Consider the following 25,501-nt stretch of genomic DNA (forward strand, 5'->3'; position numbering starts at 1 on the left):
TCCACCGTGGTCAACCGATCAAGTCAACTGCCGCACATGAGCCGTCGTGGACGAGCCTGGCTCATCGTGCTGACCGGCCTTCTTGTCTTCTTCGCCGTCCTTGGCTGGGTGGTCGAAGCGTGGACCGAGTGGCTCTGGTTCGACGAACTGGACGCGACCCAGGTGTTCACCGGTCAGCTCGGCACCCGGATAGGTCTCTTCGCGGTGTTCGGCCTGATCATCTGGGCCTTCCTCTTCGGCAACCTGTACCTGGCGTACAAGCTGCGCCCGTTCCTGCCGCCGACCGGGGTCGAGCAGCAGGCGCTGGAGCGCTACCGGTACCTGCTGGGCCCGCACCTGATGCGCTGGTTCACGCTGGCCGCGGCCGCGGTCGCGTTCTTCGCCGGGCTGGCCGCGCAGGGGCACTGGCAGCAGTGGCTGCTGTTCGAGAACGCCGTGCCGTTCGGCCAGAAGGACCCGCAGTTCGGCATCGACATCGGCTTCTACATCTTCAAACTGCCGTTCTGGCAGTACCTGCTGAACACCGGCTTCACCGTGACGGTGCTGGCGCTGATCGGCGCGCTCGGCGTGCACTACCTCTACGGCGGGGTGCGGCTGTCCGGCGCGGGCGACCGGATGACCACCGGCGCGCGGGCTCACCTGACCGGCCTGGTCGCGCTGTTCGTCAGCCTCAAGGCGATCGCGTACGTGCTGGACCGCCGGGCGCTGCTGCTGGACACCATCTCCGGCACCGACCTGACCGGCGCGGGTTACACCGACATCCAGGCGCTGCTGCCGGCGAAGGAGATGCTCACCTACATCTCGGTGATCGTCGTCATCGCCATCCTGATCTTCTCGAACGCGGTCATGCGCAACCTGGTGTGGCCGGGCGTCGCGCTGGGCCTGCTGGCGATCTCCGCGGTGGCCATCGGCGGCATCTACCCGTGGGGCGTGCAGACGTTCCAGGTGGACCCGAGCCGCAACGTCAAGGAAGCGCCGTACATCGACCGCACCATCGCGGCGACGCGTGCGGCGTACGGCCTGGACACGGCGACGACCACGCCGTACGCCTCGGACACGGTCGAGCCGCCGGCGTCGCTGGCGCAGGACAAGACGATCGTGCCGAACATCCGCCTGCTCGACCCGGCCGTGGTCGCCGAGACCTATACGCAGCTGTCGCAGGTGCGCAGCTTCTACCAGTTCGGCGACAAGCTCGACATCGACCGCTACACCATCGACGGCAAGATCGCCGACTACGTGGTGGGCCTGCGGGAGATCGAGTACAGCAAGCTGACCACCGCGCAGAGCAACTGGATCAACAAGCACACGGTGTACACCCACGGCTACGGCCTGGTCGCGGCGCCCGCCAACACCACGGTGTGCGCCGGCCAGCCCTACTTCGTCTCCGGCTTCTTCACCGGCCAGGCGCAGGGCGCCGAGCAGGGCTGCTCGTCGGCCACCGACAAGCTGCCGGTCGACCAGCCGCGGATCTACTACGGCGAGCGGATGGGCGAGTACGCCATCGTCGGCAAGCCCGACGGCGGTCAGAGCGCCGAGTACGACCGGCCCACCGGCGACGCCACCGACGCCCGCTACACCTACACCGGGCAGGGCGGCGTCGACCTCGGCTCGACCTGGCGGCGGCTGCTCTACTCGATCAAGTACGCTGAGTCGAACTTCCTGCTGGCCGACGCGGTCAACGACAACTCGAAGATCCTCTACGAGCGCGACCCGCGCACCCGGGTGCAGAAGGTCGCCCCGTTCCTGACGCTGGACGGCGACCCGTATCCGGCCGCGGTCGGCGGGCGCATCGTATGGATCATCGACGGCTACACGACCAGCGCGAACTACCCGTACGCGCAGCGCATCGACCTGCAGGACGCGACCAGTGACTCGCTGACCGGCGACGGCACGTTCCGCCTCGCCCGGCAGGACATCAACTACATCCGCAACTCGGTGAAGGCCACCGTCGACGCGTACGACGGCACCGTCAAGCTCTACGAGTTCGACGACAAGGACCCGATCCTCAAGACGTGGAACAACGCCTTCGGCGGCAAGCTGATCACGCCGAAGGCGCAGATCCCGGCGGAGCTGGCGTCGCACTTCCGCTACCCGGCGGACATGTTCAAGGTGCAGCGCGACCTGCTCACCCGGTTCCACGTGAACAACGCCAACGACTTCTTCAACGCGCCCGACTTCTGGGCCGTGCCCAACGACCCGGCCGCCGCCGGCACCTCGGCCAAGCAGCCGCCGTACTACCTGCTGACCCAGCTGCCCGGGCAGACCGAGCCGCGCTTCCAGCTCACCGCCGCGGTGACCCCGCGGGAACGGCAGAACCTGGCCGCGCTGATCTCCGGGTCGTACGTCGACGGCAAACCGACACTGCAGGTGCTGGAGCTGAGCAAGGACGGCCGGATCCCCGGACCGGGCCAGGCGCAGCAGCTGATGGAGAACTTCGACGCGGCGCGAACACAGCTCAACATCTGGGGCACCAACGTCGTCAAGGGCAACCTGCTGTCCCTGCCGTACGGCGGCGGCATGCTCTACGTCGAGCCGATCTACCTGCGCTCCAGCGGGGAGAAGGCGTACCCCCTGATGAAGAAGGTGCTGGTCAGCTACGGCGACAAGGTGGCCTTCGCGGACACCCTCACCGACGGCATCAAACAGCTGGTCGGCACGACCGCCGGCACGCCACCGGTGACCACGCCCAACCAGCCGCCGCCGCCGACGACGGGCTCGCCGACGCTGGCGGCCGCCGCCGAGAAGGTCAACAAGGCCATCGACGACGTGCGGTCCGCCCAGCAGTCCGGCAACTTCGAGGCGTACGGCAAGGCGCTGGCCGCGCTGGAGGCGGCGATGAAGGAGTTCGAGGCCGCGAGCGGCACGACGCCGCCCCCGGCTGCCTCGCCCTCCCCGCCGCCGCCCTCGCCGTCACCGGCCACCACCGGCTGACGATGACACGGTGAGACGACACGGGGTGAGCGCTGAGACGGCGCTCACCCCGTGTCGATTTGCGGCTGGTGCGATCAACCGGCTATGGTTTAGAGACCGACGCGGGGTGGAGCAGCTCGGTAGCTCGCTGGGCTCATAACCCAGAGGTCGCAGGTTCAAATCCTGTCCCCGCTACGAACGAAGGACCCGGTTCCGATGGAGCCGGGTCCTTCTATATGTGGTTAGGGTGCACAGGGTGACAAGGGATGACCTGGTCCGGCTGCGGCAGGCCCGCGACCGGATGGACCGCGAGTACGCGCAGCCGCTGGATGTGGCCGCGCTGGCGCACACCGCGCTGATGTCGCCGGGGCACTTCTCGCGCAGCTTCCGGGCCGCCTTCGGCGAGACGCCGTACAGCTACCTGATGACCCGCCGGATCGAGCGTGCCCAGGCCCTGCTGCGCCGGGGCGACCTGAGCGTGACCGAGGTCTGCCTGGCCGTCGGGTTCACCTCGCTGGGCTCGTTCAGCACCCGGTTCACCGAGGTGGTCGGCGAGAGCCCCAGCTCCTACCGGGCCCGCGACCACTCCTGGAGCGAGGCCCTGCCTGCGTGCATCGCCAGGTCGTCTCTGCGGCAGGTCAGGAACGGAAAGGCCGAACGGCCCGCCACAACCACGGCCTGACCTCCCGCGCGATCAGGGGTGACCGCGATTACGGTCACCCCTGTCAATGGTGAGGGTCAGAGCCGGGCCTCATGAAGTGCCGGTTTCCTCAACTCCCGACCTTGGCTGCCGGCTGCACGCAGTTGTCGGCGCGTATCACCCCGCGAAGCATCCGATCGCTTGTGCGCGAGGATCCCGGTTCCAGGTCGAGCCAGCCTCGGCAGACCGCTTCGACGCCGAGTGCGAATCGGCCCTGGGCTTCGCTCTCTTCGGCGAGCTTGGCCAGTTGTTCGCGAACGGTGCGTTCACCCATGTGGAGCCTGAGAGCGATAGCGCGATCCGTCGCCCCGTCGCGTAGCAGACGCAAGATGCGAAGCTGCAGGTCGCTGGGGTGAAAGAGCGTGTCCCCCGACATAGCTCTCTCCTCTTTCTCAAATTATTGGGTTCTCTTGGTGGCCTGGCCGGCTACCGGCATCGATCATCAGCGAATTGCGCCGCGACTGTCAAGTGCCCCCGAGTCGCCCCAGCCTCCTCATTGGAGGATGATTGTGGCCGAACCGTGTCGGGTTGGCGGAGGGCCCGAACGGGTGGCGAAAGTGGCGGTGTGCAGGCGTCGGGCCAGCGGATCCGGTCAGCGCCGAACCGCCGGATCCGGCGGGATGGGGCCGCGTGCGTTGTCAGGCTTCGTCGGCCGCGCCTACGGTCTTGGACGGGCGCTGGTGTCGGACGCAGGTTAGGGCCATCGCTCAAAAGGGTTGCGGGGACGGTGCTGAAGACACCATCCCCGCGAGGTCATCATCGACAACACCGTTAGGAGACGGCAATGAAGACCAAGGCAATGGTAGCGGGTGGTGCTGCCAAGGGCGTGCGCGCGACGCTGATCGCCGCTGCGGCGACGGGCGCCGTGCTCGTGCTCGCAGCCCCCGCGTCGGCGGGCTGGGGTACCTCGATCCCTGGTGGATACGGCAACGCGCGGACCATCGGCGTTCAGGAGGACTACTTCCAGGCGTGCGACACCGCTGCCAACAACATCGGCGTCTACGGTCGCTTCATCCTCGCCAACAGCGCCGGCACGGTGGACGTCTCCGACGGCAACGGTTCCGCGGCCGGATGCGGTGAGCAGGACTGGACCCAGACGCCGTACTGGGCCACCAGGCTGCAGGCGATCCAGCGCGACGGCATTGCGTCGCCGTGGAAGAACACCGACGGTCCCAGCGGAGTGTAATAGTTCGGCCCGGGCCGGATGATGTGATTCAGGTGCCCGCTTTTGGTGACGGCCGGTCTGGCAAAGCCGTTACCGGAAGCGGGCACCGCACCATGCTGCAACAGGATGACAAGGAGGCGGAATGCGTCACTCGGCGAAGATCCAAATTATGGCCCTGATCGCCATGGGGGTGGTCGCTTTGTCGGGGTGCACGTCGCCGGCCGAACCGAGCAAGCCAGCCGTCGTCGAGCCGTCGATCGGTTCGCCGGCTGCGGTCGCTTCGGTGGAGAGCGTGGCTTTGCCGATGGACGCTTACGGCCTGAGCGCGGATCAGAAGATACTGGACGCGCACGCCAGAGATCTGTTGATCCGGGACTGCATGCGCAAGGCCGGGGCAACCTGGCAGGGAAACAGCGCTGCCACCACAGCTGCGATCAACAGCAACCGCGCGGCGGCGAAGGCCATCCGGTTCGGGCTGGTCGATTCGGCTATCGCTGGTCAATACGGCTACCACGGCAAGCCGTTCCCGCCCACCGAGGCCAACGGGGCACGACCCCTCGACGAATGTGTCATGCAAGCCAAACTGAAGATGGGCGAGGGCGCGCCCCCAGCGGAAGAGTTCACGCTTTCCTTCGATCTGCCGGCGCAGGCCCACGCGCGGACCGTCAACGACAGCCGGTATATCGCGATGACAGAGCGCTGGTCGGCATGCATGGCCGACAAGGGTTATCAGTTCGAAACACCCGAGGACGCGGCCAAGGACTCGCGCTGGCCGACCGAAACCGCGACCGCGAAGGAAATCCAGGCCGCCGTGGCCGACGTGAAGTGCAAGAAGGAAGTCGGCTACCTGGACCTTGTGGTAGCGCTTCGAACGGCATACGAACTGCAGTTGATCGAGGAGCACTCCGAAGTCATGCAGCGGCTCAAAGAATACTATGACAAGCGCGTCAGGCTCGTCACGGACATGATCGCGGGGAACACATAGGATCGGTCGCCGGCGGGCACGCCGTGTGTCATACCGGTTACGAGGGGAATGATGGTGAAATCGGTGTTGGGACGGCAAGCGATGCAGTCGGACCCTGCCGCACCCGATCATGCCGCCCCCGGCCCGACGGCTGCCGGCACCAAGCGCCGTACGGTGCTGCTGGTCGCCGGCGGCACCGGTCTTGTGGCCGTGGGCGGGCTTATCGGTGCTGCGTTCGTGAAGTCGCCGGAACAGCAGCGGGCCGAAGCGCAGCCACCCGGCCGCACGACGTTGACGAGCACGGTGGAGAAGCGGGTCCTGGCCTCGACCGTGGTCACCCGCGGAATGGTCGGCGCGGCACGGCAGGTGGAGGTGACTCCGGCCTCGGCCCAGGGCGCCAGCGTCGCCCTGGTCACGGGGGTTCGCGTCCGTGCTGGCGCGACGGTCGAACCGGGTGAGGTGGTCCTGACCGTGTCGGGTCGTCCGTTGCTGGTGCTGCCGGGTGCGGTTCCGTCATACCGCGACATGCGTCCGAACGATGACGGCAAGGACGTCGCCCAACTGCAGGCGGCGTTGCGCACGTTGGGCGTGTACCACGGCGGTGACACGAAGGGGCACTTCGGCTCGTCGACGAAGTCGGCGGTACGGCTGCTGTACTCGAGGGCAGGATTCAGCTCACCCGACACCGGAGGCGTCGGCGGCAAGGGGGACAAGACCGCGTTGCGTGCGGCCGATGATGCTGTCGCCGCGGCTCAGCAAGCGGTTGATTCGCTGAAGGCGCGCATCGCGGCCAATCCGGGTGCGACGCCCGCGCCTGGCGAGCCGTCGCAGGCGCAGCAGCTGAACGCCGCGAACAAGGCGTTGACCAGAGCGAAGCAGGACCGTTCCGAACTGATCTCCAGCACCGGGCCGATGGTTCCGCTGGGCGAAGTGGTTTTCCTCCCGGCGTTTCCGGCGACCGTGGCGAAGCTGACCGCGAAAGTGGGCGACCAGGTCACCGCACCGCTGATCACCTTCGCCACCGGCGCGCTGAGTGTCACCGCGGAGCTCCAGCCGGACCAAGCCACGCTGCTGAAAGTCGGGATGCAGGTGGGCATCATCTCGGAGTCGCTCGGTAAGGACGCCGAAGGGCTGGTGACTCTCGTCGGGGACTTGACGTCGCCGGAAGGGCAGGGCGGCGCGGCGTTCATCCCGGTGATCGTCACACCGTCGTCGCCGTTGACCAATCAGTGGAACAACCTGGAAGTGCGGCTGACCATCACCTCGGCCCAGACCAGTGGCGAGGTGCTGGTGGTGCCGCTGTCGGCCGTGAGCGCGGCCGCGGACGGCAAGACCACGGTGACCGTGGTGTCGGCTGGGGGCGGCCAGACGCGGGTCGAGGTGCGGCCGGGGGTCTCGGGAGACGGTTTCGTCGAGGTCGTGCCTATAGGTGGCGCGCTCAATCCCGGCGATCAGGTGGTGGTCGGGCAATGACCCCGGTGGTCAGCTTCGCCGGCGTCGGGCTCACCTATCCCGGTCCGCCACCGGTAGTCGCGCTCCGCCCCGCGGATCTGACGATCAATCCGGGGGAATACGCCACCGTGATCGGCCCGTCAGGCTCGGGCAAGTCATCTTTTCTCAACGTCGTCGGCCTGCTGGACCGGCCCACAGCCGGCCGTTACGAGCTGGACGGCATAGATGTGGGCGGGTTGAAGGAGGCCGACCGCACCGCGCTGCGGGGTCGGCGCATCGGTTTCGTCTTCCAGTCGTTCCACCTGCTGCCCTATCGCAGTGCCCTCGAGAATGTCGCATTGGCGCAGCTCTACACCGGACCGCCGGCTCGTGAGCGAGAGGCCCGTGCCGCCGAGGCCCTGGCGAAGGTCGGCCTTTCCCATCGGGCCCACGCCCGGCCGACGACCCTGTCCGGGGGTGAGCGCCAGCGGGTGGCGATCGCCCGAGCACTGGTCAACAACCCGAGCCTGCTGCTCTGCGACGAGCCGACGGGAAACCTGGACTCCGCTACCGCGGCCGCGGTGCTGGAACTTCTCGATCAGGTCCACGCGAGTGGTTATACCGTCATCATCATCACCCACGACCCGAATGTGGCAGCCCGCGGACAGCGGATCATTACTATCCGTGACGGGGTGTTGCATGATTGAGCGCTCCAGGCTGTCGGTCCGGGACTTGGTCGGCGAGGCGATCTCGGGCGCGCTGCAGCGTCCGAGCCGGTCAGTGCTCACGATGCTGGGCACCGTGCTGGGAATCGGTGCGTTCGTGGCCATCCTCGGACTGACCGCGACCGCCGGCGGTCAGATCGACAAGAGGTTCACGGCGCTCGCCGCGACCGAGGTGACTGTCGAGGACGTCGGCGCCGATCAGATCACTCACGAGATGAGCTTTCCCGCAGATGCCTCCAGCCGGGTCAGGCGTATCGACGGCGTGGTCGACGGTGGCGTCTACTGGCCGGTGCCCCTGCCGGATCCGACCCTCACCGGAGCGCCGGGTATGCCTGGCGACGGAGCCGGCCTGACCCTTTATGCCGCCGATCCGGGCGCACTGGCCGCGATGCGGCCGACGGTGGAGACAGGCCGGCTGCCCGACGCGTTCCATACGAGCCGCCGTGAGCGGGTGGCGGTCCTCGGCCCCACCGCGGCGCGCCGGCTGGGCATCTCGCGCCTCGATTCCCATCCGGCGATCTTCATCAACGGCACGCCGTACACCGTCATCGGCGTCATCAACAACCTGCAACGGTTGCCGGAACTGCTGCTCGGCGTCGTCATCCCGTCGACGACGGCGCTGTCGGCGTACGGGCCGCCAACCGACGCTCCCGCCAAGATGTTGATTGAAACCCGGCTCGGCGCGGCGAAGGTCGTCGCAGAGCAGGTCGCCGTGGCGCTGCGGCCCGAAGCACCGGACAGGTTCAAGGCCACCGCCCCGCCCGATCCCCAGGCTCTGCGCGGCAATGTGACCGGCGATCTGAACGCGCTGTTCCTGCTGCTCGCTGCGATCAGCCTCGTTATCGGCGCGGTCGGCATCGCCAACACCACCTTCGTCGCCGTGCTCGAGCGCACCGGAGAGATCGGCCTGCGCAGGTCGCTGGGTGCGCGGCCGCAGCACATCGCGGCCCAGTTCCTCGCCGAGTCGGCTGCCCTCGGCACCCTTGGCGGGCTCATCGGCACGAGTCTCGCGGTCGCGCTCGTGGTGGGGATCGCCGTCGCCAATTCCTGGACCGCTGTGTTGCACCCGTCGACCGTGCTGCCGGCACCACTGGTCGGCACCCTGGTCGGCCTCCTCGCCGGGCTCTACCCGGCTATGCGGGCGGCGCGGACGGAGCCCGTCGAAGCCCTGCGCCGCTGACTGTGGGCTGGCAAGCCGCTAAACAAGCCTGTCCGCCACCGCGATGCGGTGGCGGACAGGCCGACGATCAGATGGCGTATCGAGGTGGATGTCAGTTCGGGCCGAAGCCGTCGGTTTCGACCCAGGGCGAGGCCTTGCCGTCGCGCTGGATCGCCTGCAGGCGAACCGCCCAGTACGGCGTATCCGTGTAGTCGGCCTGCCCGCATCCGGACGCGGAGCCGTTGCTGTCGGAGACGTCCACCGTGCTGTCGTTGCTGAGGATGTAGCGGCCGTAGACACCGATGCCGTTGGCGTCGGTGTCGCACACGTGGAAGAAGTCCTCCATGCCGCCGAGGGTCTTCGCGTGGCCGTATCCGCCCTTGATCGTCGCGGTGTAGGCGGCCGACGCGGGGGCAGCGAGCACGAGCACGGCACCTGCCGCCGCAGCGGCGATCAGCGTCGCGCGCACGCCCTTCGCAGCACCACCCGCTACCATTGCCTTGGTCTTCATTGCCGTCTCCTAACGGTGTTGTCGATGATGACCTCGCGGGGATGGTGTCTTCAGCACCGTCCCCGCAACCCTTTTGAGCGATGGCCCTAACCTGCGTCCGACACCAGCGCTCGTCCAAGACCGTAGGCGCGGCCGACGAAGCCTGACAACGCGCGCGGCACCATCCCGCCGGATCCGGCGGTGAGGATCGGCCGGCTTGCCGGGTGGTGCCGCGCCGAGCGTGCGCCGGTGGAAAGACCCGCCTGGTGGCTGGGCGGGCCTTGCCGGGCTCAGGGGGTGACCGGGATGTTGGTGAGTCCGCTGGTGGCGTTGACGACGGTGTTCGAGGCGTACACCACGTTGAGGTTGCCGGCGCACTTCGAGGTCGAGGTGATCCGGATCGCGTACTGGCCGACCCCGCCCAGGTTCGAGCTGTTGCCGCGCCACACGTTGCCACAGCCGTTCAGGAACGTCGGCGTGGTCGCCGGGTTGTGCGTCTCGTAGCCGTTGACGAACGTGCCCGGCGCGGCGAACGTGCCGGTGTTGTTCTCGATGAGGTATCCGATGCCCTTGGCGTCGATCCAGGAGTCGGCCGAGTTCTGGCCGGAGATGCCGCGCCCGTCGAACGTGTTGCCGCGGATCACGCCGTCGAAGGTGCCCTCCTTGATGTCGATGTGCTCCGCGGCGACGTACGGGCCGATGCGGTTGTTGAGCACCTGGACCCGGTCGGAGCGGTCGACGCCGCCGGAGTTGCCGTGGCAGGCCCAGTTGGAACCGGCCGAGCCGAGGTAGACGCCCTCGCCGTAGCCGGGCTGGACCAGGCCGGTGTACTCGACGATCGAGTCGCGGATGATCCCGTCGGCCGAGGAGCGGCGGAAGTGCACGCCCTCGTCCTCGGTGTGGTGCACGTACACGCCGCTGATCGTCACGTGGTGCGAGTTGTCGAGCACGATGCCCTTCTTCGACTCGGCCACGGTGAACCCGGTGAGGTTCCAGTACGGCGCGTCGAACAGCCACAGGCCGTAGCCGGAGTCCCAGCCGGCGGTGGGGGCTGGGCAGGACGGCGCGGTGCCGCTCGGCCCGTCGTTGATCAGCACCGCGGTGCGCGGCCCGGTCAGCGTGATCCGGGCGTTGGCCGTGCCGGCCCGCGTGGTGGCGAACGCGCCGCGGTAGGCGCCCGCCGCGAGCCGGATGGTGGTGCCGGGGTTCGCACTGCTCAGCGCGCTGCTGAGCTGTGCGGCGGTGGCCACGTCGACGACCGGCCCGCCGGGCGGCGGGGACGACGGCGGCGATGCGGACGGTGATGCCGACGGGGACGCGGACGGCGAAGGGGAAGCGGACGGCGACGGCGGGGTGGACGGCGACGGGGCCGGGCCGCCCGCGCAGGAGCCGCCGTTGACGGTGCAGTTCACCGGAGTGCCGATGCCGGCGGCGTTGAAGCCGAACGTCTGCGACGCGCCCGGATTGACGGTGCCGTTCCAGCTCACGTTGGTGAAGGTGTAGCGCTGCCCGCTCTGCGCGCGGACCGCACTCCACGACGAGCTGACCGTGGTGCCGGCGGGCAGGTCGAACGCGACGGTCCAGCCGGTGGCGGGGGCGTCGCCGGTGTTGGTGACGGTCACGTCCGCGCCGTAGCCGGTGGCCCACACGCTGACCTGGGTGACCGTGGCGCGCAGCACCGGACCGGCGGCGTGTGCCGCAGTGCTGGTCAGGTAGGGGACCGCGGCTCCCAGTAGGGCGACGGCCGCCGTGACGGCCACCGCGCGGAGGGTTCGCATCGACTGGCTCCTTTCTGGAAGGATTGTTGCCAGTAATCGAACACTGTGGAAGTCGTCCTGCCAAGAGGATGGCATCCATGAATGTGGGCGGTTAACCGATTGGACACGGTCGACAACGGTGACATAGTCTGTGCAAGCAGCCGACGCGGGGTGGAGCAGCTCGGTAGCTCGCTGGGCTCATAACCCAGAGGTCGTCAGTTCAAATCTGGCCCCCGCTACAAAGAACAGATCAAGGGCACTCATCCAGTCACCGGGTGGGTGCCCTTGATCGTTGACGAGCCACCGCGCGAGCCGGCGATGGAAACTCTGGCTCTCGACTTAGTCGATAATGATGACGTAGTCTTCCCGCTGCTGCTTCAGACAGTGAGCGGTCACTCAGCGGATGTGCCATGTTGCCGTCGGCAACCAAACGCATGCATTGACATGCGTAACTTGATGCGTAGGTTCGGAGGCACATCGACTGTTCCTGACGGGGGAAACATGATCGACAGGCGAGCGCTGACAGCCTCCATCGCCATCCTGGTCGTCGCCGCGGGCGCGCTCCCGGCGCCCGCCGGTGCGACCGAACCGAAGCCGCCGCCCCCGACCGCCGCAACGTCCATCGTGGTCGACGGCGCCGAGGTGACCATCCGGGAGCCCCGTGCGGGCGGCGGCGAGAAGATCACCATCTACACCGCCGCCGAGCCGACGGGCGGCCGGAACCTGCTGAACCGGCTGCAGGCGCAGGGACTGGCGCCCAAGTCCGGCGTCAGCGTCCTGGTCGAGCCCGACACCTGCGCGCCCGAGGGCGCCGGCTACGACCAGGCGCACTTCCTCGGCACCAACCCCGGCTGCATCTACTACAGCTGGCGGGAGAACAGCTTCGCCGATCCGCAGGTCTACTTCCGCGACCACACCCCGGCAGAGTGGCCGGTGCGCGCCTCGGTGGCCGAGTGGAACAAGGCCCGGGGAGTGGACTCCTACTGGACCACCGGCGCGTGCCCCACCGGCGGTCGGCACTGCGTCAACGTCTACGCCGGCAACTACGGCCCCAACTGGGAGGGCGGCGCGGTCGCGAAGACGTACATGGAGGTCGACTACCAGGTCTACTTCGTCGACGGCACGGTGCAGATCAAGTTCAACAACTACTACTTCACCGCCGGCCAGTCCCGCCGCAACGCCGCCTGCCACGAGACCGGGCACGCGCTCGGGGTGGGGCACAACGACCGCAAGTGGAGCTGCATGTACCCGACCCAGGCCGGCTCATCGCAGATACCCAACATCTACGACATAGCCCTGCTCGAAAACTACCTGTACTCCTGATCGCGCCGGATGATCGAGGATCTATCCATGCACCTGCGAAACGTTCCCGCCGCCGCGATGCTGCTCGCCGGGCTCGCGCTGGCCGCCGGGTGTGCCGGGCAGCAACAACCCGGCGCGCTCGCCCCGCCCGGCGCGACGGCGTCACCGTCCGCCGCGCCGACCCCGACCGTCTGGGCGTCGGTGCCGCCCTACACGGAGGGCGAGGAGCGCCGCGGCCCCGCGAAACCGGCCGTCGGCACGGCCTACCCGTTCGACCTCTACGTGCACTGCACCGGCGAGTTCACCCGCTTCGGCGGGCGCCACTGGCACAGCGACTCCCCGCCCGGCGATCTCAGCCCGCGCCCCGGGTCCAACGGCAACCGGAAGATCACCGGCTTCGTGGCGGGCACGATGGAACTTCTCGATGCGGACACCGCCCGGTTCGTCATCGACACCAGGTATGTCGAGACCGCGCAGCCCGTGGTGCTGTACCAGCTCGCCCTGCAGACCCCACCCGGCTGCATGTGACCCGCCGGCAAGGCCGGAGCCCGGTTCCCGGGAGATCGGGAACCGGGCTCCGGCCGGTGCGGGGTCAGGCGGCCGTCACGGGTTGGTGAAGCCGAGCGAGTACGAGCCCGAGCCGCTGTACGCGTGCACCCGGTACCGGTAGTAGCCGGCGGTGCCCGAGTAGGTCAGCGTCTCCGAGCTGGACGAGGTCGCGCCCTGGGCCACGTTGGCCCACGCCGAGCCGTTCCACTTCTGCAGGTAGAGGTCGAAGTCGGTGCCGGACGGGCCGGCCAGGCAGCCGCGGTGGGTGCCGGAGGTGGTCGACTGGTAGTAGCTGTTGTCCGGCTGGTAGGCGCTGCCGCCGCTGGACAGCGAGCCGCTGCGGGAGAACTCGTAGCCGGTGCAGCCGCCACCGCCGGGCGGCGGGGACGACGGCGGCGTGCTGCCGCCGGTCATCAGGGTCAGGCTGTACGCCGACAGGATCTCGTTGACCGGCTGGAAGTACGTGGTGCCGCCGGACGAGCAGTTGCCGGACCCGCCCGAGGTGACGCCCTGGGCCTGGTTGCCGGCGATGAGCGAGCCGCCGGAGTCGCCCGGCTCGGCGCAGACGTTGGTGCGGATCAGGCCGCTGACGGTGCCCTGCGAGTAGGTCACCGACGCGTTGCGGGCCTGGATGGTGCCGCAGTGCCAGCCGGTGGTCGAGCCGGACCGGCACACCGACGCGCCGATCGCGGCATCGGTCGAACCGGACACCGTCACGGTGCCGCCGGAGTAGTTGTTGACCAGGCCGCGCGGGGTGTTGCCGGAGGCCACCTGCACCCAGGCGTAGTCGTTGCCGGGGAAGCTGGAACCGCGGAACGTGCCGCTCGGCTGGGTCGTGGTGGACCCGGTGGTGCCGCAGTGCCCGGCGGTGACGAAGCCGCCGCTGACCGGGAAGCCGACCGAGCAGCGGCTGCCGCTGCCGATGTAGTAGGCGTTGCCGCCGATGACGTCGATGAGCGGGACCGGGTTCTCGGTGCTCGCCTCGATGCGCACGGCCGAGGCGTCGACGCCGCTCTGCTTGATGAAGCCCTTCGCGTCGGCGCCCGCGCGGGCGAGCACCACGATCTGGTTGGCGGCCACGTCGATGTACCAGCCGGGCACCGCCTTGGGGGCCTTGGCCGCGTTGGCGTCGAGCCGGTCCTTGAGCGCGTCGAGCTGGGCGAGGCTGCGGGCGACCAGCTGCGGGGTCGCGCCGGCGGCGCGCACCTTGTCGGCCTGCGCCTGGCTGGTGACGCCGACGGTGAACGTCTTGGCGTCGGCTGACAGCCACGCGCCGCCGTAGGTCGCGCCGAGCGACTTGCGCAGGCTGAGGTCGGCCTTGCCGGCCTTGGCCTCCTCGGCGAGCCGGGCCTGCACGCCGGCGGGGTCGAGTTTGAGGTCGCGGCTCAGCGCCTGGAGGACCTGGGGCGAGATGCCCGCCGCGGTGGCGGCGTCGGTCGCGGCGTCGGGGCTTTGTCCCGCCGCGGCCGGATACGTCAGTGCGACGGTGATGCCCAGGGTGAGGGTCGCCGCCGCCGAAGCGAAGAGGAGTCTGCGGTTCATGCTGGGAAGCTTGGCGGTTGGACATAGGCGACGGTAGATACCGCTTGCGTCCTACCGCGATGCGATGGAAACCCGGGGACCGAACTGCGGGTTGGCCTTGCCCCATTCCAGGTAGTGCGGATTGCGGGCGGCCGACTCCGCGTACGCCGCCGCGGCGTGGCCGAGCATGACGTCGGCGTAACCGGCGGCCTCGCTGCGCGGATGCCAGCCGAGCAGGTGCCGCCAGCGCAGCGGCCCACCGGCCAGGGGCACCGTGGCGATGCCGTCCACCCGGCGGAACGTCGCCTTGCACAGCCCGACCGCGTGCCCCGACAGCACCGCGTCGACGGCGTTGCCGATGTCCATCTCGTACATGGTGCGCGGGGTGAACCCGGCCCGCGCGCACGCCGCGGCGAAGCAGTCGCCGAAGCAGCCGTCGCCGGGCATGCTGGCCCACTGCGCGTCGGCCAGCTCGGCCAGGTCGATCTCCCACCGGTGCGCCAGCGGATGGTTCTCCGGCAGCATCACGAAGATGGCGTCGATCGCGATCTCCCGCCAGGTCAGCCCGTCGTCGGGGCTGCCCGGCACGGTGTCGCCGCAGACACCGACGATGCAGAAGTCGAGCTTGCCGGCGACGGCCAGGTCGCAGAGCTGATCGGCCCAGTGCGACGGATGGGTGAGCACCTCCACGCCGTCCTTCTCGGCGGCCAGCCGGGACATCAGGCCGCCGAGGATCGGTCCGTTGACCGCGCCGATGCGCCACTGGTTCGGCCGGATGCGGGTGCCGGTGAGCTGGGCCGCGTCGTCCTGCAGGCCCTTCATTGCGGGCAGCACCACCCGGGCGCGGGCGAGCACCAGCTCGCCGAGCGCCGTCGGGGTGGCCCCGTGGCGGCCGCGCTCGAACAGCGGGCCGCCCAGCGAGCGCTCGATGCGCTGCAGCTGCGCGGTGACCGCGGGCTGGGCCAGCCCGAGCAGCGAGGCCGCTTTGGTCACGCTGCCCGTGTCCGCGATCGCGCAGACCACTCTGAGATGGCGGATCTCTAGATTCATGGCCGCTCCAGTCTGGAGGGTGCAACCGGAGGAGAGATCCACGCAGTCTAGACGGGTGATAGATGGCTGTCACTTCACCGGCAAGCGCTTGCTCCTTTCGTTACCTGGCGGAACCGGGCGTGCCGGTGCCCTCGCGCCGCGTCGCGCTACCGCGGCGCGGTGGCGGACGGTACGGCCCAACCCGCCGCAGGCTGGAACACGTGCTTCCACAGTTCCTGCCGGACCGGCACCGGGTCGCCGCCCCCGGGGCCGACGGTCAGTTCGACGTGCCCGGCCAGGCGTCCCGTGCCCGGCTCGAACAGCAGCTCGTCGGCAATCGTCCCGCTGGTCAGGCGTACCGCGTAGAGCCGCTTGCCGGACACGGTGAACGCCTCGGCGGCGGTGAGGCCGTCGAGCCTGCCCATCAATCGGTGGAAGGCGGCGCGCTGTGCGGCGGGCAGCAGCGGGTCGACCCGGGCCAGGAAGCGCCCGTACTGCTGCCAGCGGGTGAGGTCGTCGACCTCGGCCGGGCCGCGCGAGCCCGCCCGGAAGCCGGCGAGCAGCAGGTCCGGATCGGTGGGCAGGGTGGCCAGCCAGCTCGCGGTCGGATAACCCCAGCCGGGCCCGGCCGCGGCGAAGCCGTCCCGCGCGGCGGCGAGCTGCTCGGCGGGGGACTGTCCTTTGACATCGCCCGCACTCGGTGGGGGCACTTCCAGCAGGCCTTCGGGTTCGAAGCAGCGCACCCCGGCCTGTGCCGTCGCCGGTGCGCTGCCGGGCGAGGGCGAGGGGCCGGACCGGGTGAGCATGGTGGTGTGCGAGCACAGCAGCTCGCCCGGGTGCGGCACGGCCAGGGTGTTGCCGGCCGCGGCCTGGTCCAGCTGGGCGAAGACCGCGGGGACCGGCACCGGTGCGCCGTACTTCAGCCACAGCGCGACGGTGCCCTCCGCCGCGGTGGACGCGGCGCTCGTCGGGCGGCCCGGCCCGGCGGTCGGTCCGCCCGGCTGAGGGGTGCCGTCGCCTGCCGCGCCCAGCACCGCCGCCCCGCCGACCACGGCGGCCACCACCGCCGCGGCTGCGGCGGGCGCCGCCCAGCGGGGCAGCAGGAAGCGGGGCGCGTGCGGTGCGGCCGTCGCGGTCTGGACGCGCCGGCGCACCCGGTCGAGTGCGCCGGGCGCGGCCCCCGGGCGTTCCTGGTGGAATTCGCGCACGCCGCGCAGGTCGGGATCGTCGGTCATCGGGAGCCTCCGTCGGGGGATTCGTGGGCGGCGGGGCCGGCGGCGAGGGCGGCGCGCAGTTTCACCCGCGCGCGGTGCAGGGCCGACTGGACCGAGCCGAGGGGGATGTCCAGGGTCCGGGCGATCTCCTCGTAGCCGAGTTCCGCGACCGCGTACAGCAGCAGCACGTCGCGCTGGCGGGCGGGCAGCGCGGCGAGCACCGTGGCCAGCCGCCGGGTCAGCGCCGAGGCGTCCGCGCGGGCGGCCGCGCCGTCGGCGATGTCGATCAGGTCCGGGTCGCGGCCGGTGCGGGCCAGTGCCCGCAGCGCCCGGGTCTCGGTGCGCCGGTGCCGCCGCAGCAGGTTGGTGGCGATGCCGTAGAGCCAGGCCCGCGCCGGGCCGTCCGGGAGCCGGTGCCGTCGCCGGTGCGCGATGAGGAACGTGTCGGCCACGACGTCCTCCGCGACCGTCGGCCCGACCCGGCCGGCGCAGTAGCGCAGCAGCTCTGCCCCGTGCTGGTCGAAGAGGCCCGCCACGTCGGGCAGGCTTCGGCGCGGCTCGGCCATGGTGTGCAACATACTCATGACTGCCCGCAGGGCGGCGTTCTGTTCCGCACCGGTCGCGCCGGACTGCCGGACGCGGCCGGCAGGCGGGATGATGAATGAATGGCGGCCCGGTTCAGCACGATCGACGACTACATCGACTCGTTCCCCGAGGAGGTGCGCGACGTGCTGCGGCAGGTCCGGCGGACCATCCTGGCGGCCGCGCCGGCACAGGCCGGACAGAGCATCAGCTACGGGATCCCCACCATCACGCTCGACGGGCGGTACCTCGTGTACTTCGCCGGGTGGAAGCACCACGTCTCGGTGTACCCGGTGCCGGACGGCGACGCGGCGTTCGAGGAGGTCGTCGCGCCGTACCGGGCGGCCAAGGGCACCCTGCGGTTCCCGCTGCGCGAGCCCGTCCCGTACGACGTGATCACCCTGGTGACCGGCGTGCTGGTGGCGCAGCGGAGCGCGTCCGGCGGGTGACGCCGGGGTGAGTGACGCGCCCCCGGTCGTGTTGCCGTCGTCGCACCGGCATGCATGCCGTCGGGGGCGGTCCATAGGATCGACGGGTGCAGGATGCTTCCCAGGTGTTGAGCAGGATCTTCGGCTACGACTCGTTCCGCGGCGAGCAGCAGGAGATCATCGACCATGTGATCGGCGGCGGCGACGCGCTGGTGCTCATGCCGACCGGTGGCGGCAAGTCGCTGTGCTACCAGATCCCGGCCCTGGTGCGGCCCGGTGTCGGTGTGGTCATCTCGCCGCTGATCGCGCTGATGCAGGACCAGGTCGACGCGCTCACCGCGCTGGGCGTCAACGCGGGCTTCCTCAACTCGACGCTGGACCTCGACGAGCGGCGCGTGGTGGAGGCGCAGTTCGTCGCCGGCGAGCTGGACCTGCTCTACCTGGCCCCGGAAGGGCTGAGCTCCGGGGCCGCGCTGCGGCTGCTGGAGCGGGGCAAGATCTCGCTGTTCGCGATCGACGAGGCGCACTGCGTGTCGCAGTGGGGCCACGACTTCCGGCCCGACTACCTGGCCCTGTCCGTGCTGCACGAGCGCTGGCCGGACGTGCCGCGCATCGCGCTGACCGCGACGGCGACCACCGCCACCCGCACCGAGATCGCGCAGCGGCTGCAGCTGACGCAGGCGCGGATGTTCGTCTCCAGCTTCGACCGGCCCAACATCCAGTACCGCATCGTGCCGAAGAACGACCCGAAGAAGCAGCTGCTGGAGCTGCTGCGCACCGAGCACCCCGGCGAGGCGGGCATCATCTACTGCCTGTCCCGGGCGTCGGTGGACAAGACCGCGGAGTTCCTGGTGCAGCAGGGCATCGACGCGCTGCCGTACCACGCCGGGCTCGACGCGGCCACGCGCGCCAAGAACCAGTCCCGCTTCCTGCGCGAGGACGGGCTGATCATGGTGGCCACCATCGCGTTCGGCATGGGCATCGACAAGCCGGACGTGCGCTTCGTCGCGCACCTGGACCTGCCGAAGTCGGTCGAGGGCTATTACCAGGAGACCGGCCGCGCCGGCCGGGACGGCCTGCCCTCGACCGCCTGGCTGGCCTACGGCCTGCAGGACGTGGTGCAGCAGCGCAAGATGATCGACAGCTCGGCCGGTGACGCGGCCTACCGGCGCGGGCTGGCCGCACACCTGGACGCGATGCTGGCGCTGTGCGAGACGGTGCAGTGCCGCCGGGTGCAGCTGCTGGCCTACTTCGGGCAGTCCAGCGAGCCGTGCGGCAACTGCGACACCTGCCTGGTGCCGCCGGAGTCATGGGACGGCACGGTGCCGGCGCAGAAGTTGCTGTCGACCGTGCTGCGGCTGCAGCGCGAGCGCAACCAGCGCTTCGGCGCGGGACAGTCGATCGACATCCTGCTGGGCCGCAAGACCGACAAGGTGGCGCAGCACCGGCACGAGGAGCTGTCCGTGTTCGGGATCGGGACCGAGCTGCAGGAGTCGGAGTGGCGCGGGGTGGTGCGCCAGCTGCTGGCGCAGGGGCTGCTGGCGGTGCAGGGCGATCACGGCACCCTGGCGCTGACCGACGCCAGCGCCGACGTGCTGGGCCGCCGCCGCGAGGTGATGATGCGCCGCGAGCCGGAGCGCGCAGCCCGCTCGTCGGGTTCGTCGCGCAAGGCCACGGCCGCCGCGGCCGTGGCGGAGCTGCCCGCCGACGCGGTGCCCCGGTTCGAGGCGCTGCGGGCCTGGCGTGCGGCGACCGCGAAGGAGCAGGGCGTCCCGGCGTATGTCATCTTCCACGACGCGACCCTGCGCGAGATCGCCGCACAGGCCCCGGACTCGCTGGGCAAACTGCGCGGCATCAGCGGAGTCGGCGAGAACAAACTGGCAAAATACGGCGAAGGCGTACTGGAAACCCTGGCCGAGTCCGCCCCGTAACCGTCCGACCGACGGAAGATCGCTGTTTGCGGTCAGAAACTGCGGTCCCACCGCACTTTTCGACCGCAAACGGCGATCATGGCCGCGAGCCGCGAGCCGCGAGCCGCGAGCCGCGAGCCGCGAGCCGCGAGCCGCGAGCCGCGAGCCGCGAGCCGCGAGCCGCGAGCCGCGAGCCGCGAGCCGCGAGCCGCGAGCCGCGAGCCGCGAGCTGCGAGCACCGAGCCGCAGGCCGGGAACTGGGCCCCGGGAGCCGCAGGACGCGAGCCCCGAGCCGCAGGCCGGGAGCTGCGGGCCGGGCGGCGGCCCGAGCCGGTCAGCCTTCCTCGGTGCGGCCCTGGCGCCAGTAGCCCATGAAGGCGACCGCCTTGCGGTCCAGCCCGCGCTCGCTGACCAGGTGACGGCGCAGGGTGCGGATCACCGCGGCCTCGCCGGCCAGCCAGGCGTAGAGCAGTCCGCCGGCGGAGTCCGCCGGCACCTCCCACAGGATGTCGGTGTCCACATCGACGTCCTCGACCGCCTCGGCCGTGCCGGGCGCCGGCACCAGCCGCGCCGCGGCCTCCTGCACCGCGGGCACCAGCAGGCTGCCGTGGGCCGCCCCGTCGCGGGCCAGCCAGCGCACCTGCACCCCGGCGGGGGCGGTCACCGGCAGCGCGTCGGCGGCGTACGGCACCTCCAGCAGCGCAGCCCCGACCGTGTCCGCGGGCAGCCGCTCCAGGATCGCGGCGATGGCGGGCACCGCCGTCTCGTCCCCCGCCAGCAGCACCGGCACGCCGGGGGCCGGCGGCACGAACTCGACCCCGCCGTGCGGGCCCGGGTGGGCTGCGTTGGGTCCCATCAGGACGATCTTCTCGCCGGGCCGGGCCGCGCGGGCCCAGCGCGAGGCGGGTCCCGCGTCGCCGTGCAGCGCCACGTCCACGTCGACCTCGCAATGCTCGCGGCGGACGTGGCGGGCGGTGTACGTGCGCAGCGGGTTGCGCCGCTCGTCGGGTGTCGCGCGCCAGGTGGTGTACCAGTCCGGGCCGTGGTCGAGGTCGGCGAAGCCTCCGGTCGGCGCGGGCAGCACCAGTTTGAGGCGGAGGTCATAGCCGCAGTCGGCGAAGTCGGCGAGGTCGGGTCCGGCGAAGGTGAACCGCTTGTAGGTCGGGCTGAGTTCGGTGACGGACTGCACCTGCACGGTGAACAGCCGCCAGACCATGGGTTCGCTCATGCGCGGGATCTCCAGAGGGGCCGGACGTACGAGGGGATGCTGCGCCGGGCTGCCGGCTCGTGACGTGCCACGTGAAGCCGACAGCCCGCATCGCGTGCAGCTTAGGTTAGGTTAACCTTCCCTCTCATTGTCAAACGGCTGCGGTCGTGTCCTGTGCCACGATGCCGGTGGCAGACCCGGCTGTGGACGAGGGCGCGGCCTCGGCGGCGGGATAGGGCGCGGTCCCGGCCGATGGTGCGGCTTCGGCGCCGGTGACGGCATCGGGCAGGCAGTCGGCGGGCGCTGCGACGTGGCCCGGGGCGCCGCCGCGCAGGGTCAGCAGGGCCAGTGCCGCAGCGAGCGCCATCAGCACGGCCGCCGTGATCGCCGCCGCGTGCAGGCCGGACACGAAGGCGGTGCGGGCGCTCGCGAACAGCGCCTCACCCACGGGTCCGGGCGCCGTGGCCGCGACGACGGCCGCCCCCGCCAGCGTCTCGCGGGCGGTGTCCGCGGCCTCGACCGGCAATGCGGCGGGCACCTCCAGGTGGGCCCGGAAGACGGCGGTGCCGATACTGCCCAGCACTGCCATGCCGAGCGCGCCGCCGAACTCCGAGGCCGTCTCCGACAGCGCGGACGCCGAGCCCGCCCGCTCCGGCGGGGCGGCCCACAGGATCAGCTCGGTGCTCAGCGACATCACCACGACCAGGCCGCAGGCGTACAGCGCGGCGCAGGCCATCAGCGTCCACAGCGGGGAGTCCGCGCCGACGGCGGTCATCGCGGCGAACCCGGCCAGCGCGATGAGGAAGCCCGCCGCCACCAGCCGGTTGCGCGGGACGCCGCGCTGGGCGAGCCCGGCGGCGACCGGGGCGACCGCGCCGATGCCGAGCGAGGGCACCAGGCTCCACAGCGCCGCCTCCAGCGGGGACATGCCCCACACGGTCTGCAGCAGCTGGGTGGTGAAGATGGCGAAGCCGACCAGGGCGAACATGGCGAGCGTGTTGACGGCGACCGCGCCGCTGAACGCCCGACCCCGGAACAGGGCGAGGTCGATCATCGGGTCCGGCGAGGTGCGCTGCCGGTGGAGGAACGCCGCGCCGACGGCGAGGCCGGTGATGATCGCGGCGACGGCGAGCCGGACGTCACCTTCGGCGGCCAGCTCCTTGACGCCCCAGATCACCGGCAGCACCGCCGCCAGCGACAGGGCGGCCCCGATCAGGTCGAACCGTCCGCCGGCGACCCGGCGCGACTCGGGCACCAGCAGCGGCGCGAGCACGACCAGCAGCAGCATGAACGGCACGTTGATCAGGAAGACCGAGCCCCACCAGAAGTGTTCGAGCAGCAGGCCGCTGAGGATCGGGCCGAGCGCGACGCCGAAGGTGAGCGCGGCGGTCCAGATGCCGATGGCGGTGGCCCGCTGCTTGGCCTCGTGGAACATGTTGCGGATCAGGGCGAGGGTGCTCGGCATCAGCGTCGCGCCGCCGATGCCGAGCAGGGCCCGGCTGGTGATGAGGGCTTCGGCGCTGCCCGCGTACGCGGCGGCGGCGGAGGTGAGGGCGAAGGCGGCCGCGCCGATCATGAGCAGCCGGCGGCGGCCGATCCGGTCGCCCAGCGCACCCATCGTGATGAGCAGGCCGGCCAGCACGAAGCCGTAGATGTCGAAGATCCACAGTTGCTGGGTGGCGGTCGGTTCGAGGTCGGCGCTGATGAACGGGACGGCGAAGTAGAGCACCGACACGTCCATGGAGACCAGCAGCAGGGGCAGCAGCAGCACGGCGAGCCCGGTCCATTCGCGGCGGCCGGCGAGCGGCGGGCTTGGCTCGTTCATCGAGGACCAACCTTCTGTGTATGCGGTACGCGCTACTGCGTATGCCGTACGCGTTTCTGTGTACGTTATACGCAGCACTAGGATGTGCAGTCAAGCGTTCGAGGTGAAGCAGGTGTGATGGAGCTCGACAGCGGCATCGGCGTGCCGGCGAACATCGCCGCCGCGTGGGGTCTGCGGGAGCGCCCCGGCAAGGGGCCGAAGCCCGGACTGACCCTGGACGGCATCGTCGCGGCCGGGATCCGGGTCGCCGCCGCCGACGGCATCGGCGCGGTCTCCATGAGCCGGGTCGCCGCCGAGGCGGGCGCGTCCACGATGGCGCTCTACCGGTACGTGCGGGCCAAGGACGAGCTGCTCGAACTGATGATGGACGCGGCGATCGGCGATCCGCCCCCGATCGCACCGGACGCCGGCTGGCGGGCCGCGCTCACCGCCTGGGCGTGGGCCTGCCGCGAGCTGTACCTGGCTCAGCCGTGGACGCTGCGGGTGCCGATCAGCGGCCCGCCCGCCACCCCGCACCAGCTGGCGTGGATGGACGCCGGACTGACCGCGCTGGCCGACACCCGGCTGCGCGAGGAGGAGAAGCTCTCCATCGTCCTGCTGTTCAGCATGTACGTCCGCAACGAGGCGACCGTCGCCGTGGACATGCAGGCAGCGGTCGAGGCGGTCGACACGTCCCTGGACGAGGCCATCGCGACATACGGCAAGCTGCTGAGACTGCTCGTCGACCCGGCCCGGTTCCCGGCCCTGGCGCGCGTCATCGAGGCCGGCGTGCTCGACCGGGCGGACGAGCCCTACGAGGAGTTCGTGTTCGGACTGGAACGGATCCTCGACGGCGTAGGTCTGCTCATCGCGCAGCGGGCGGGCAGCTGACCATCCGGGGTGGACGGTACCGTGCTCGCGTGACGGACATTCCCTCCCCGGTCATCGCATCGACGCCCGCCGGCCCCGTGGTGGCCGAGCCCCGTGCCGAGCACGGAGTGGCCTGGTCGCTGCGCCAGCTGGCCGCGGTGCTGGGCACCGTCGGCTCGGCGCTGCTGCGGCACTGGCCGGTGCTGCTGGCCCTGGTCTTCGTCGGCTTCGCGCTGCGTCGCGGCCTGGTGGTGGTGGCCGTCCAGGCCAGCAAGCTCGACGGCGTCTTCGGCTTCCTGGTCTTCGCGCTCGTGCCGGTCGCCGTGATGACCGCGCTGGTGCTGATGCTGCGGGTGCTGTCGCGCTCGCTGCCCGCGATGACGGCCACCGGGGAGCCGGGTGCGCGCTTTCGCGCGCTGGCGCACGTCGCGAGCGTGCTGCTGCCTTTCATCGCGGTGTACGCCTCGTACGGCTACTTCGAAGACGACCGCAACAACTACGTCTACGAGGTGTACCTGGACGAGACCTTCAACAACGACGCCGACATCTTCACCAACCCGGACGCCGTGAACATCGACGAACGCCTTCCGTTCCAGCTCAACGGGACGTTGGTGACCGTGGTCGTGGTCGCGATGGTGCTGCGCTTCCTGCTGGGGCTGCGGCCGGGACGGCTGTGGGGCTGGGTCGGGTTCGTCCGGGCGTACCTGGAGGTGCTGTCGATCACCCTGGTCGCGGTGTTCGTGTCGGGGGTCAGCAAACTCTTCGTGCCGTACGTCGAGGCCCGCCAGGGGTACCAGTGGGTGCTGGACGCCTGGCACACGGTGGTGGATCAACTGGGCCCGCTGGAATCGGCCACCCGGGCGGCCGGGCTCTTCCTTGCCGGCCTGTTCTTCTCCATCGACACGGTGCTGGTGGTGCCTATCGCCTGGCTCGTCGTGGCCACGGTGGTCTACGGGCAGAGCCTCGGCGCGCCGCCACTGAGCGAGAAGGCGGCTCAGCGGGCCCGTAGCGCGGTACGCCGCTGGGCGCGCTTCCCCGCGCCGGTGCGCAGGCTGGCCCGCGGCAGCACCGCGGGGGTGCGTGAGAGCACGGCCCCGCTGGCGCACGCCTTCCGGTTGCTGGCGCACGCGGGCAAGGTGCCGATCCTGCTGTTCTGCCTGCTGTTCACGCTCGTGCAGACGCTGCCCCCCTGGCTCTGGGAGCTGGAGCGCGAGATCCTCGGTCCGGGCCACCTGCAGTTCTTCTGGGTGCCGCTGTCCGGGCCGCTGGCCCTGATCAACCAGGCGATCACCATGGTGCTGCAGCTGTGCCTGGTCGCGGCGACCGTCGACCGGGTGCTGCGGGTCCAGTCAGCCGCGCAGGGTGAGCCGGACGTAGCGCACCAGGTCGACGCCGCCGAAACTGAGCCGCACCGCGACCGCGTCCACGCCGGTGGCCAGGGCGAAGTGGGCCACGGTCCGGTAGCGGCCTGAGACCGGGGCCGGGTCCTCGGTGTCCGGCCGGCAGTTGGCCAGCGGCAGGCGCGCCTTGCTGAGTTCCTCGGCGTTGACGTCGTACCGGTTGCCTGCCTCGTCCTCCAGCAGGATCGTGCAGAACGGAGACGTCTCGGGGTCGGGGGACTCGACCTCGATCACGGCACGCCACACGGTGACACCGTCGGGCGGCACGAACGGGGCGTTGCCATAGCGCTTGAGGTCGGTCGTCGGCGCCAGTTCGACCAGGCGCAGCCGGACGCCGGCGAACTCGGCCGACCCGTCGGCGGCGGACGGCGCCTGCGAGGGCCG

Annotated in this window: 22 protein-coding genes and 2 tRNA genes; 15 read left to right on the top strand and 9 right to left on the bottom strand. The window is 70.5% G+C overall.

The window, feature by feature from the left end; genetic code table 11:
* The first annotated feature begins 36 nt into the window (after nucleotides 1-36).
* The 3 genes from F6W97_RS32760 to F6W97_RS32770 all read left to right on the top strand — a co-directional run bounded on the left by F6W97_RS32760 (nucleotide 37) and on the right by F6W97_RS32770 (nucleotide 3,592).
* Entirely contained in the window at nucleotides 37-2,931 is a 2,895-nt protein-coding gene (locus F6W97_RS32760; RefSeq protein WP_155374418.1) for a UPF0182 family membrane protein, read from the top strand.
* A 100-nt stretch (nucleotides 2,932-3,031) separates the two neighbouring features.
* Nucleotides 3,032-3,105: transfer RNA gene (locus tag F6W97_RS32765), tRNA-Met, on the top strand.
* Between the two features lie 106 nt (nucleotides 3,106-3,211).
* Nucleotides 3,212-3,592 (top strand): helix-turn-helix transcriptional regulator, encoded by a 381-nt coding sequence (locus F6W97_RS32770; RefSeq protein WP_155374517.1) that lies wholly within the window; start codon nucleotides 3,212-3,214, stop codon nucleotides 3,590-3,592.
* Nucleotides 3,593-3,680: 88 nt separating this feature from the next.
* Here F6W97_RS32770 and F6W97_RS32775 read toward each other — a convergent pair whose 3' ends face one another.
* Complete coding sequence (locus tag F6W97_RS32775) at nucleotides 3,681-3,986, bottom strand: helix-turn-helix domain-containing protein (RefSeq protein WP_155374419.1); 306 nt, start codon at nucleotides 3,984-3,986, stop codon at nucleotides 3,681-3,683.
* Between the two features lie 408 nt (nucleotides 3,987-4,394).
* Between F6W97_RS32775 and F6W97_RS32780 the strand changes: the two genes are divergently transcribed.
* From F6W97_RS32780 to F6W97_RS32800, 5 genes are all read left to right on the top strand, one after another.
* The gene (locus F6W97_RS32780; RefSeq protein WP_155374420.1) at nucleotides 4,395-4,796 is read left to right on the top strand and encodes a hypothetical protein; all 402 of its coding nucleotides are present in this window, start codon (nucleotides 4,395-4,397) and stop codon (nucleotides 4,794-4,796) included.
* A gap of 121 nt (nucleotides 4,797-4,917) precedes the next feature.
* The gene (locus tag F6W97_RS32785; protein ID WP_155374421.1) at nucleotides 4,918-5,760 is read left to right on the top strand and encodes a hypothetical protein; all 843 of its coding nucleotides are present in this window, start codon (nucleotides 4,918-4,920) and stop codon (nucleotides 5,758-5,760) included.
* A gap of 51 nt (nucleotides 5,761-5,811) precedes the next feature.
* Nucleotides 5,812-7,212, top strand: coding sequence for a peptidoglycan-binding protein (locus F6W97_RS32790; protein ID WP_196279427.1), 1,401 nt, complete (start codon nucleotides 5,812-5,814; stop codon nucleotides 7,210-7,212).
* Nucleotides 7,209-7,877: an ABC transporter ATP-binding protein gene (locus F6W97_RS32795; RefSeq protein ID WP_155374423.1), complete on the top strand. Its 669-nt coding sequence runs from the start codon at nucleotides 7,209-7,211 to the stop codon at nucleotides 7,875-7,877. The genes F6W97_RS32790 and F6W97_RS32795 overlap by 4 nt, the downstream gene beginning before the upstream one ends.
* Nucleotides 7,870-9,075, top strand: coding sequence for an ABC transporter permease (locus tag F6W97_RS32800; RefSeq protein ID WP_230687169.1), 1,206 nt, complete (start codon nucleotides 7,870-7,872; stop codon nucleotides 9,073-9,075). The genes F6W97_RS32795 and F6W97_RS32800 overlap by 8 nt, the downstream gene beginning before the upstream one ends.
* Nucleotides 9,076-9,166: 91 nt before the next feature.
* Here the strand turns inward: F6W97_RS32800 and F6W97_RS32805 are convergent, their stop codons facing one another.
* Both F6W97_RS32805 and F6W97_RS32810 read right to left on the bottom strand, forming a co-directional pair.
* Nucleotides 9,167-9,565 (bottom strand): hypothetical protein, encoded by a 399-nt coding sequence (locus tag F6W97_RS32805; RefSeq protein ID WP_155374424.1) that lies wholly within the window; start codon nucleotides 9,563-9,565, stop codon nucleotides 9,167-9,169.
* A 269-nt stretch (nucleotides 9,566-9,834) separates the two neighbouring features.
* A complete protein-coding gene (locus F6W97_RS32810) occupies nucleotides 9,835-11,322 on the bottom strand; it encodes a cellulose binding domain-containing protein (RefSeq protein ID WP_155374425.1) in 1,488 nt (495 codons plus the stop codon).
* 144 nt (nucleotides 11,323-11,466) lie between these two features.
* On the opposite strand from F6W97_RS32810, the gene F6W97_RS32815 reads away from it, so the two are divergent.
* From F6W97_RS32815 to F6W97_RS32825, 3 genes are all read left to right on the top strand, one after another.
* Nucleotides 11,467-11,540, top strand: a tRNA-Met gene (locus F6W97_RS32815).
* A 262-nt stretch (nucleotides 11,541-11,802) separates the two neighbouring features.
* Complete coding sequence (locus F6W97_RS32820) at nucleotides 11,803-12,624, top strand: zinc metalloprotease (protein WP_155374426.1); 822 nt, start codon at nucleotides 11,803-11,805, stop codon at nucleotides 12,622-12,624.
* Nucleotides 12,625-12,651: 27 nt separating this feature from the next.
* Nucleotides 12,652-13,131 carry a hypothetical protein gene (locus F6W97_RS32825; protein WP_155374427.1) on the top strand — a complete coding sequence of 160 codons (480 nt, stop codon included), beginning with the start codon at nucleotides 12,652-12,654 and terminating at the stop codon, nucleotides 13,129-13,131.
* A 75-nt stretch (nucleotides 13,132-13,206) separates the two neighbouring features.
* Here F6W97_RS32825 and F6W97_RS32830 read toward each other — a convergent pair whose 3' ends face one another.
* From F6W97_RS32830 to F6W97_RS32845, 4 genes are all read right to left on the bottom strand, one after another.
* Nucleotides 13,207-14,694: a S1 family peptidase gene (locus tag F6W97_RS32830; protein WP_155374428.1), complete on the bottom strand. Its 1,488-nt coding sequence runs from the start codon at nucleotides 14,692-14,694 to the stop codon at nucleotides 13,207-13,209.
* Between the two features lie 51 nt (nucleotides 14,695-14,745).
* Nucleotides 14,746-15,723 carry a LysR family transcriptional regulator gene (locus tag F6W97_RS32835; protein WP_155374429.1) on the bottom strand — a complete coding sequence of 326 codons (978 nt, stop codon included), beginning with the start codon at nucleotides 15,721-15,723 and terminating at the stop codon, nucleotides 14,746-14,748.
* A 146-nt stretch (nucleotides 15,724-15,869) separates the two neighbouring features.
* Complete coding sequence (locus F6W97_RS32840; protein ID WP_155374430.1) at nucleotides 15,870-16,937, bottom strand: hypothetical protein; 1,068 nt, start codon at nucleotides 16,935-16,937, stop codon at nucleotides 15,870-15,872.
* Entirely contained in the window at nucleotides 16,934-17,482 is a 549-nt protein-coding gene (locus tag F6W97_RS32845; RefSeq protein WP_230687170.1) for an RNA polymerase sigma factor, read from the bottom strand. The genes F6W97_RS32840 and F6W97_RS32845 overlap by 4 nt, the downstream gene beginning before the upstream one ends.
* Nucleotides 17,483-17,581: 99 nt before the next feature.
* Between F6W97_RS32845 and F6W97_RS32850 the strand changes: the two genes are divergently transcribed.
* Together F6W97_RS32850 and recQ are read left to right on the top strand one after the other, a co-directional pair.
* The gene (locus F6W97_RS32850) at nucleotides 17,582-17,947 is read left to right on the top strand and encodes an iron chaperone (RefSeq protein WP_155374432.1); all 366 of its coding nucleotides are present in this window, start codon (nucleotides 17,582-17,584) and stop codon (nucleotides 17,945-17,947) included.
* An 86-nt stretch (nucleotides 17,948-18,033) separates the two neighbouring features.
* Nucleotides 18,034-19,857 carry a DNA helicase RecQ gene (gene recQ / locus F6W97_RS32855; RefSeq protein WP_155374433.1) on the top strand — a complete coding sequence of 608 codons (1,824 nt, stop codon included), beginning with the start codon at nucleotides 18,034-18,036 and terminating at the stop codon, nucleotides 19,855-19,857.
* 313 nt (nucleotides 19,858-20,170) lie between these two features.
* Here recQ and F6W97_RS32860 read toward each other — a convergent pair whose 3' ends face one another.
* Nucleotides 20,171-21,064 carry a siderophore-interacting protein gene (locus tag F6W97_RS32860; RefSeq protein ID WP_155374434.1) on the bottom strand — a complete coding sequence of 298 codons (894 nt, stop codon included), beginning with the start codon at nucleotides 21,062-21,064 and terminating at the stop codon, nucleotides 20,171-20,173.
* 130 nt (nucleotides 21,065-21,194) lie between these two features.
* The gene (locus F6W97_RS32865; RefSeq protein ID WP_155374435.1) at nucleotides 21,195-22,868 is read right to left on the bottom strand and encodes an MFS transporter; all 1,674 of its coding nucleotides are present in this window, start codon (nucleotides 22,866-22,868) and stop codon (nucleotides 21,195-21,197) included.
* A 117-nt stretch (nucleotides 22,869-22,985) separates the two neighbouring features.
* Between F6W97_RS32865 and F6W97_RS32870 the strand changes: the two genes are divergently transcribed.
* Together F6W97_RS32870 and F6W97_RS32875 are read left to right on the top strand one after the other, a co-directional pair.
* Nucleotides 22,986-23,738: a TetR/AcrR family transcriptional regulator gene (locus F6W97_RS32870; protein ID WP_155374436.1), complete on the top strand. Its 753-nt coding sequence runs from the start codon at nucleotides 22,986-22,988 to the stop codon at nucleotides 23,736-23,738.
* A gap of 29 nt (nucleotides 23,739-23,767) precedes the next feature.
* Nucleotides 23,768-25,189: a hypothetical protein gene (locus tag F6W97_RS32875; protein ID WP_155374437.1), complete on the top strand. Its 1,422-nt coding sequence runs from the start codon at nucleotides 23,768-23,770 to the stop codon at nucleotides 25,187-25,189.
* Nucleotides 25,190-25,501: the final 312 nt, after the last annotated feature.

This window comes from Catellatospora vulcania (assembly GCF_009720385.1).
GTDB classification, from domain to species: Bacteria; Actinomycetota; Actinomycetes; order Mycobacteriales; family Micromonosporaceae; genus Catellatospora; species Catellatospora vulcania.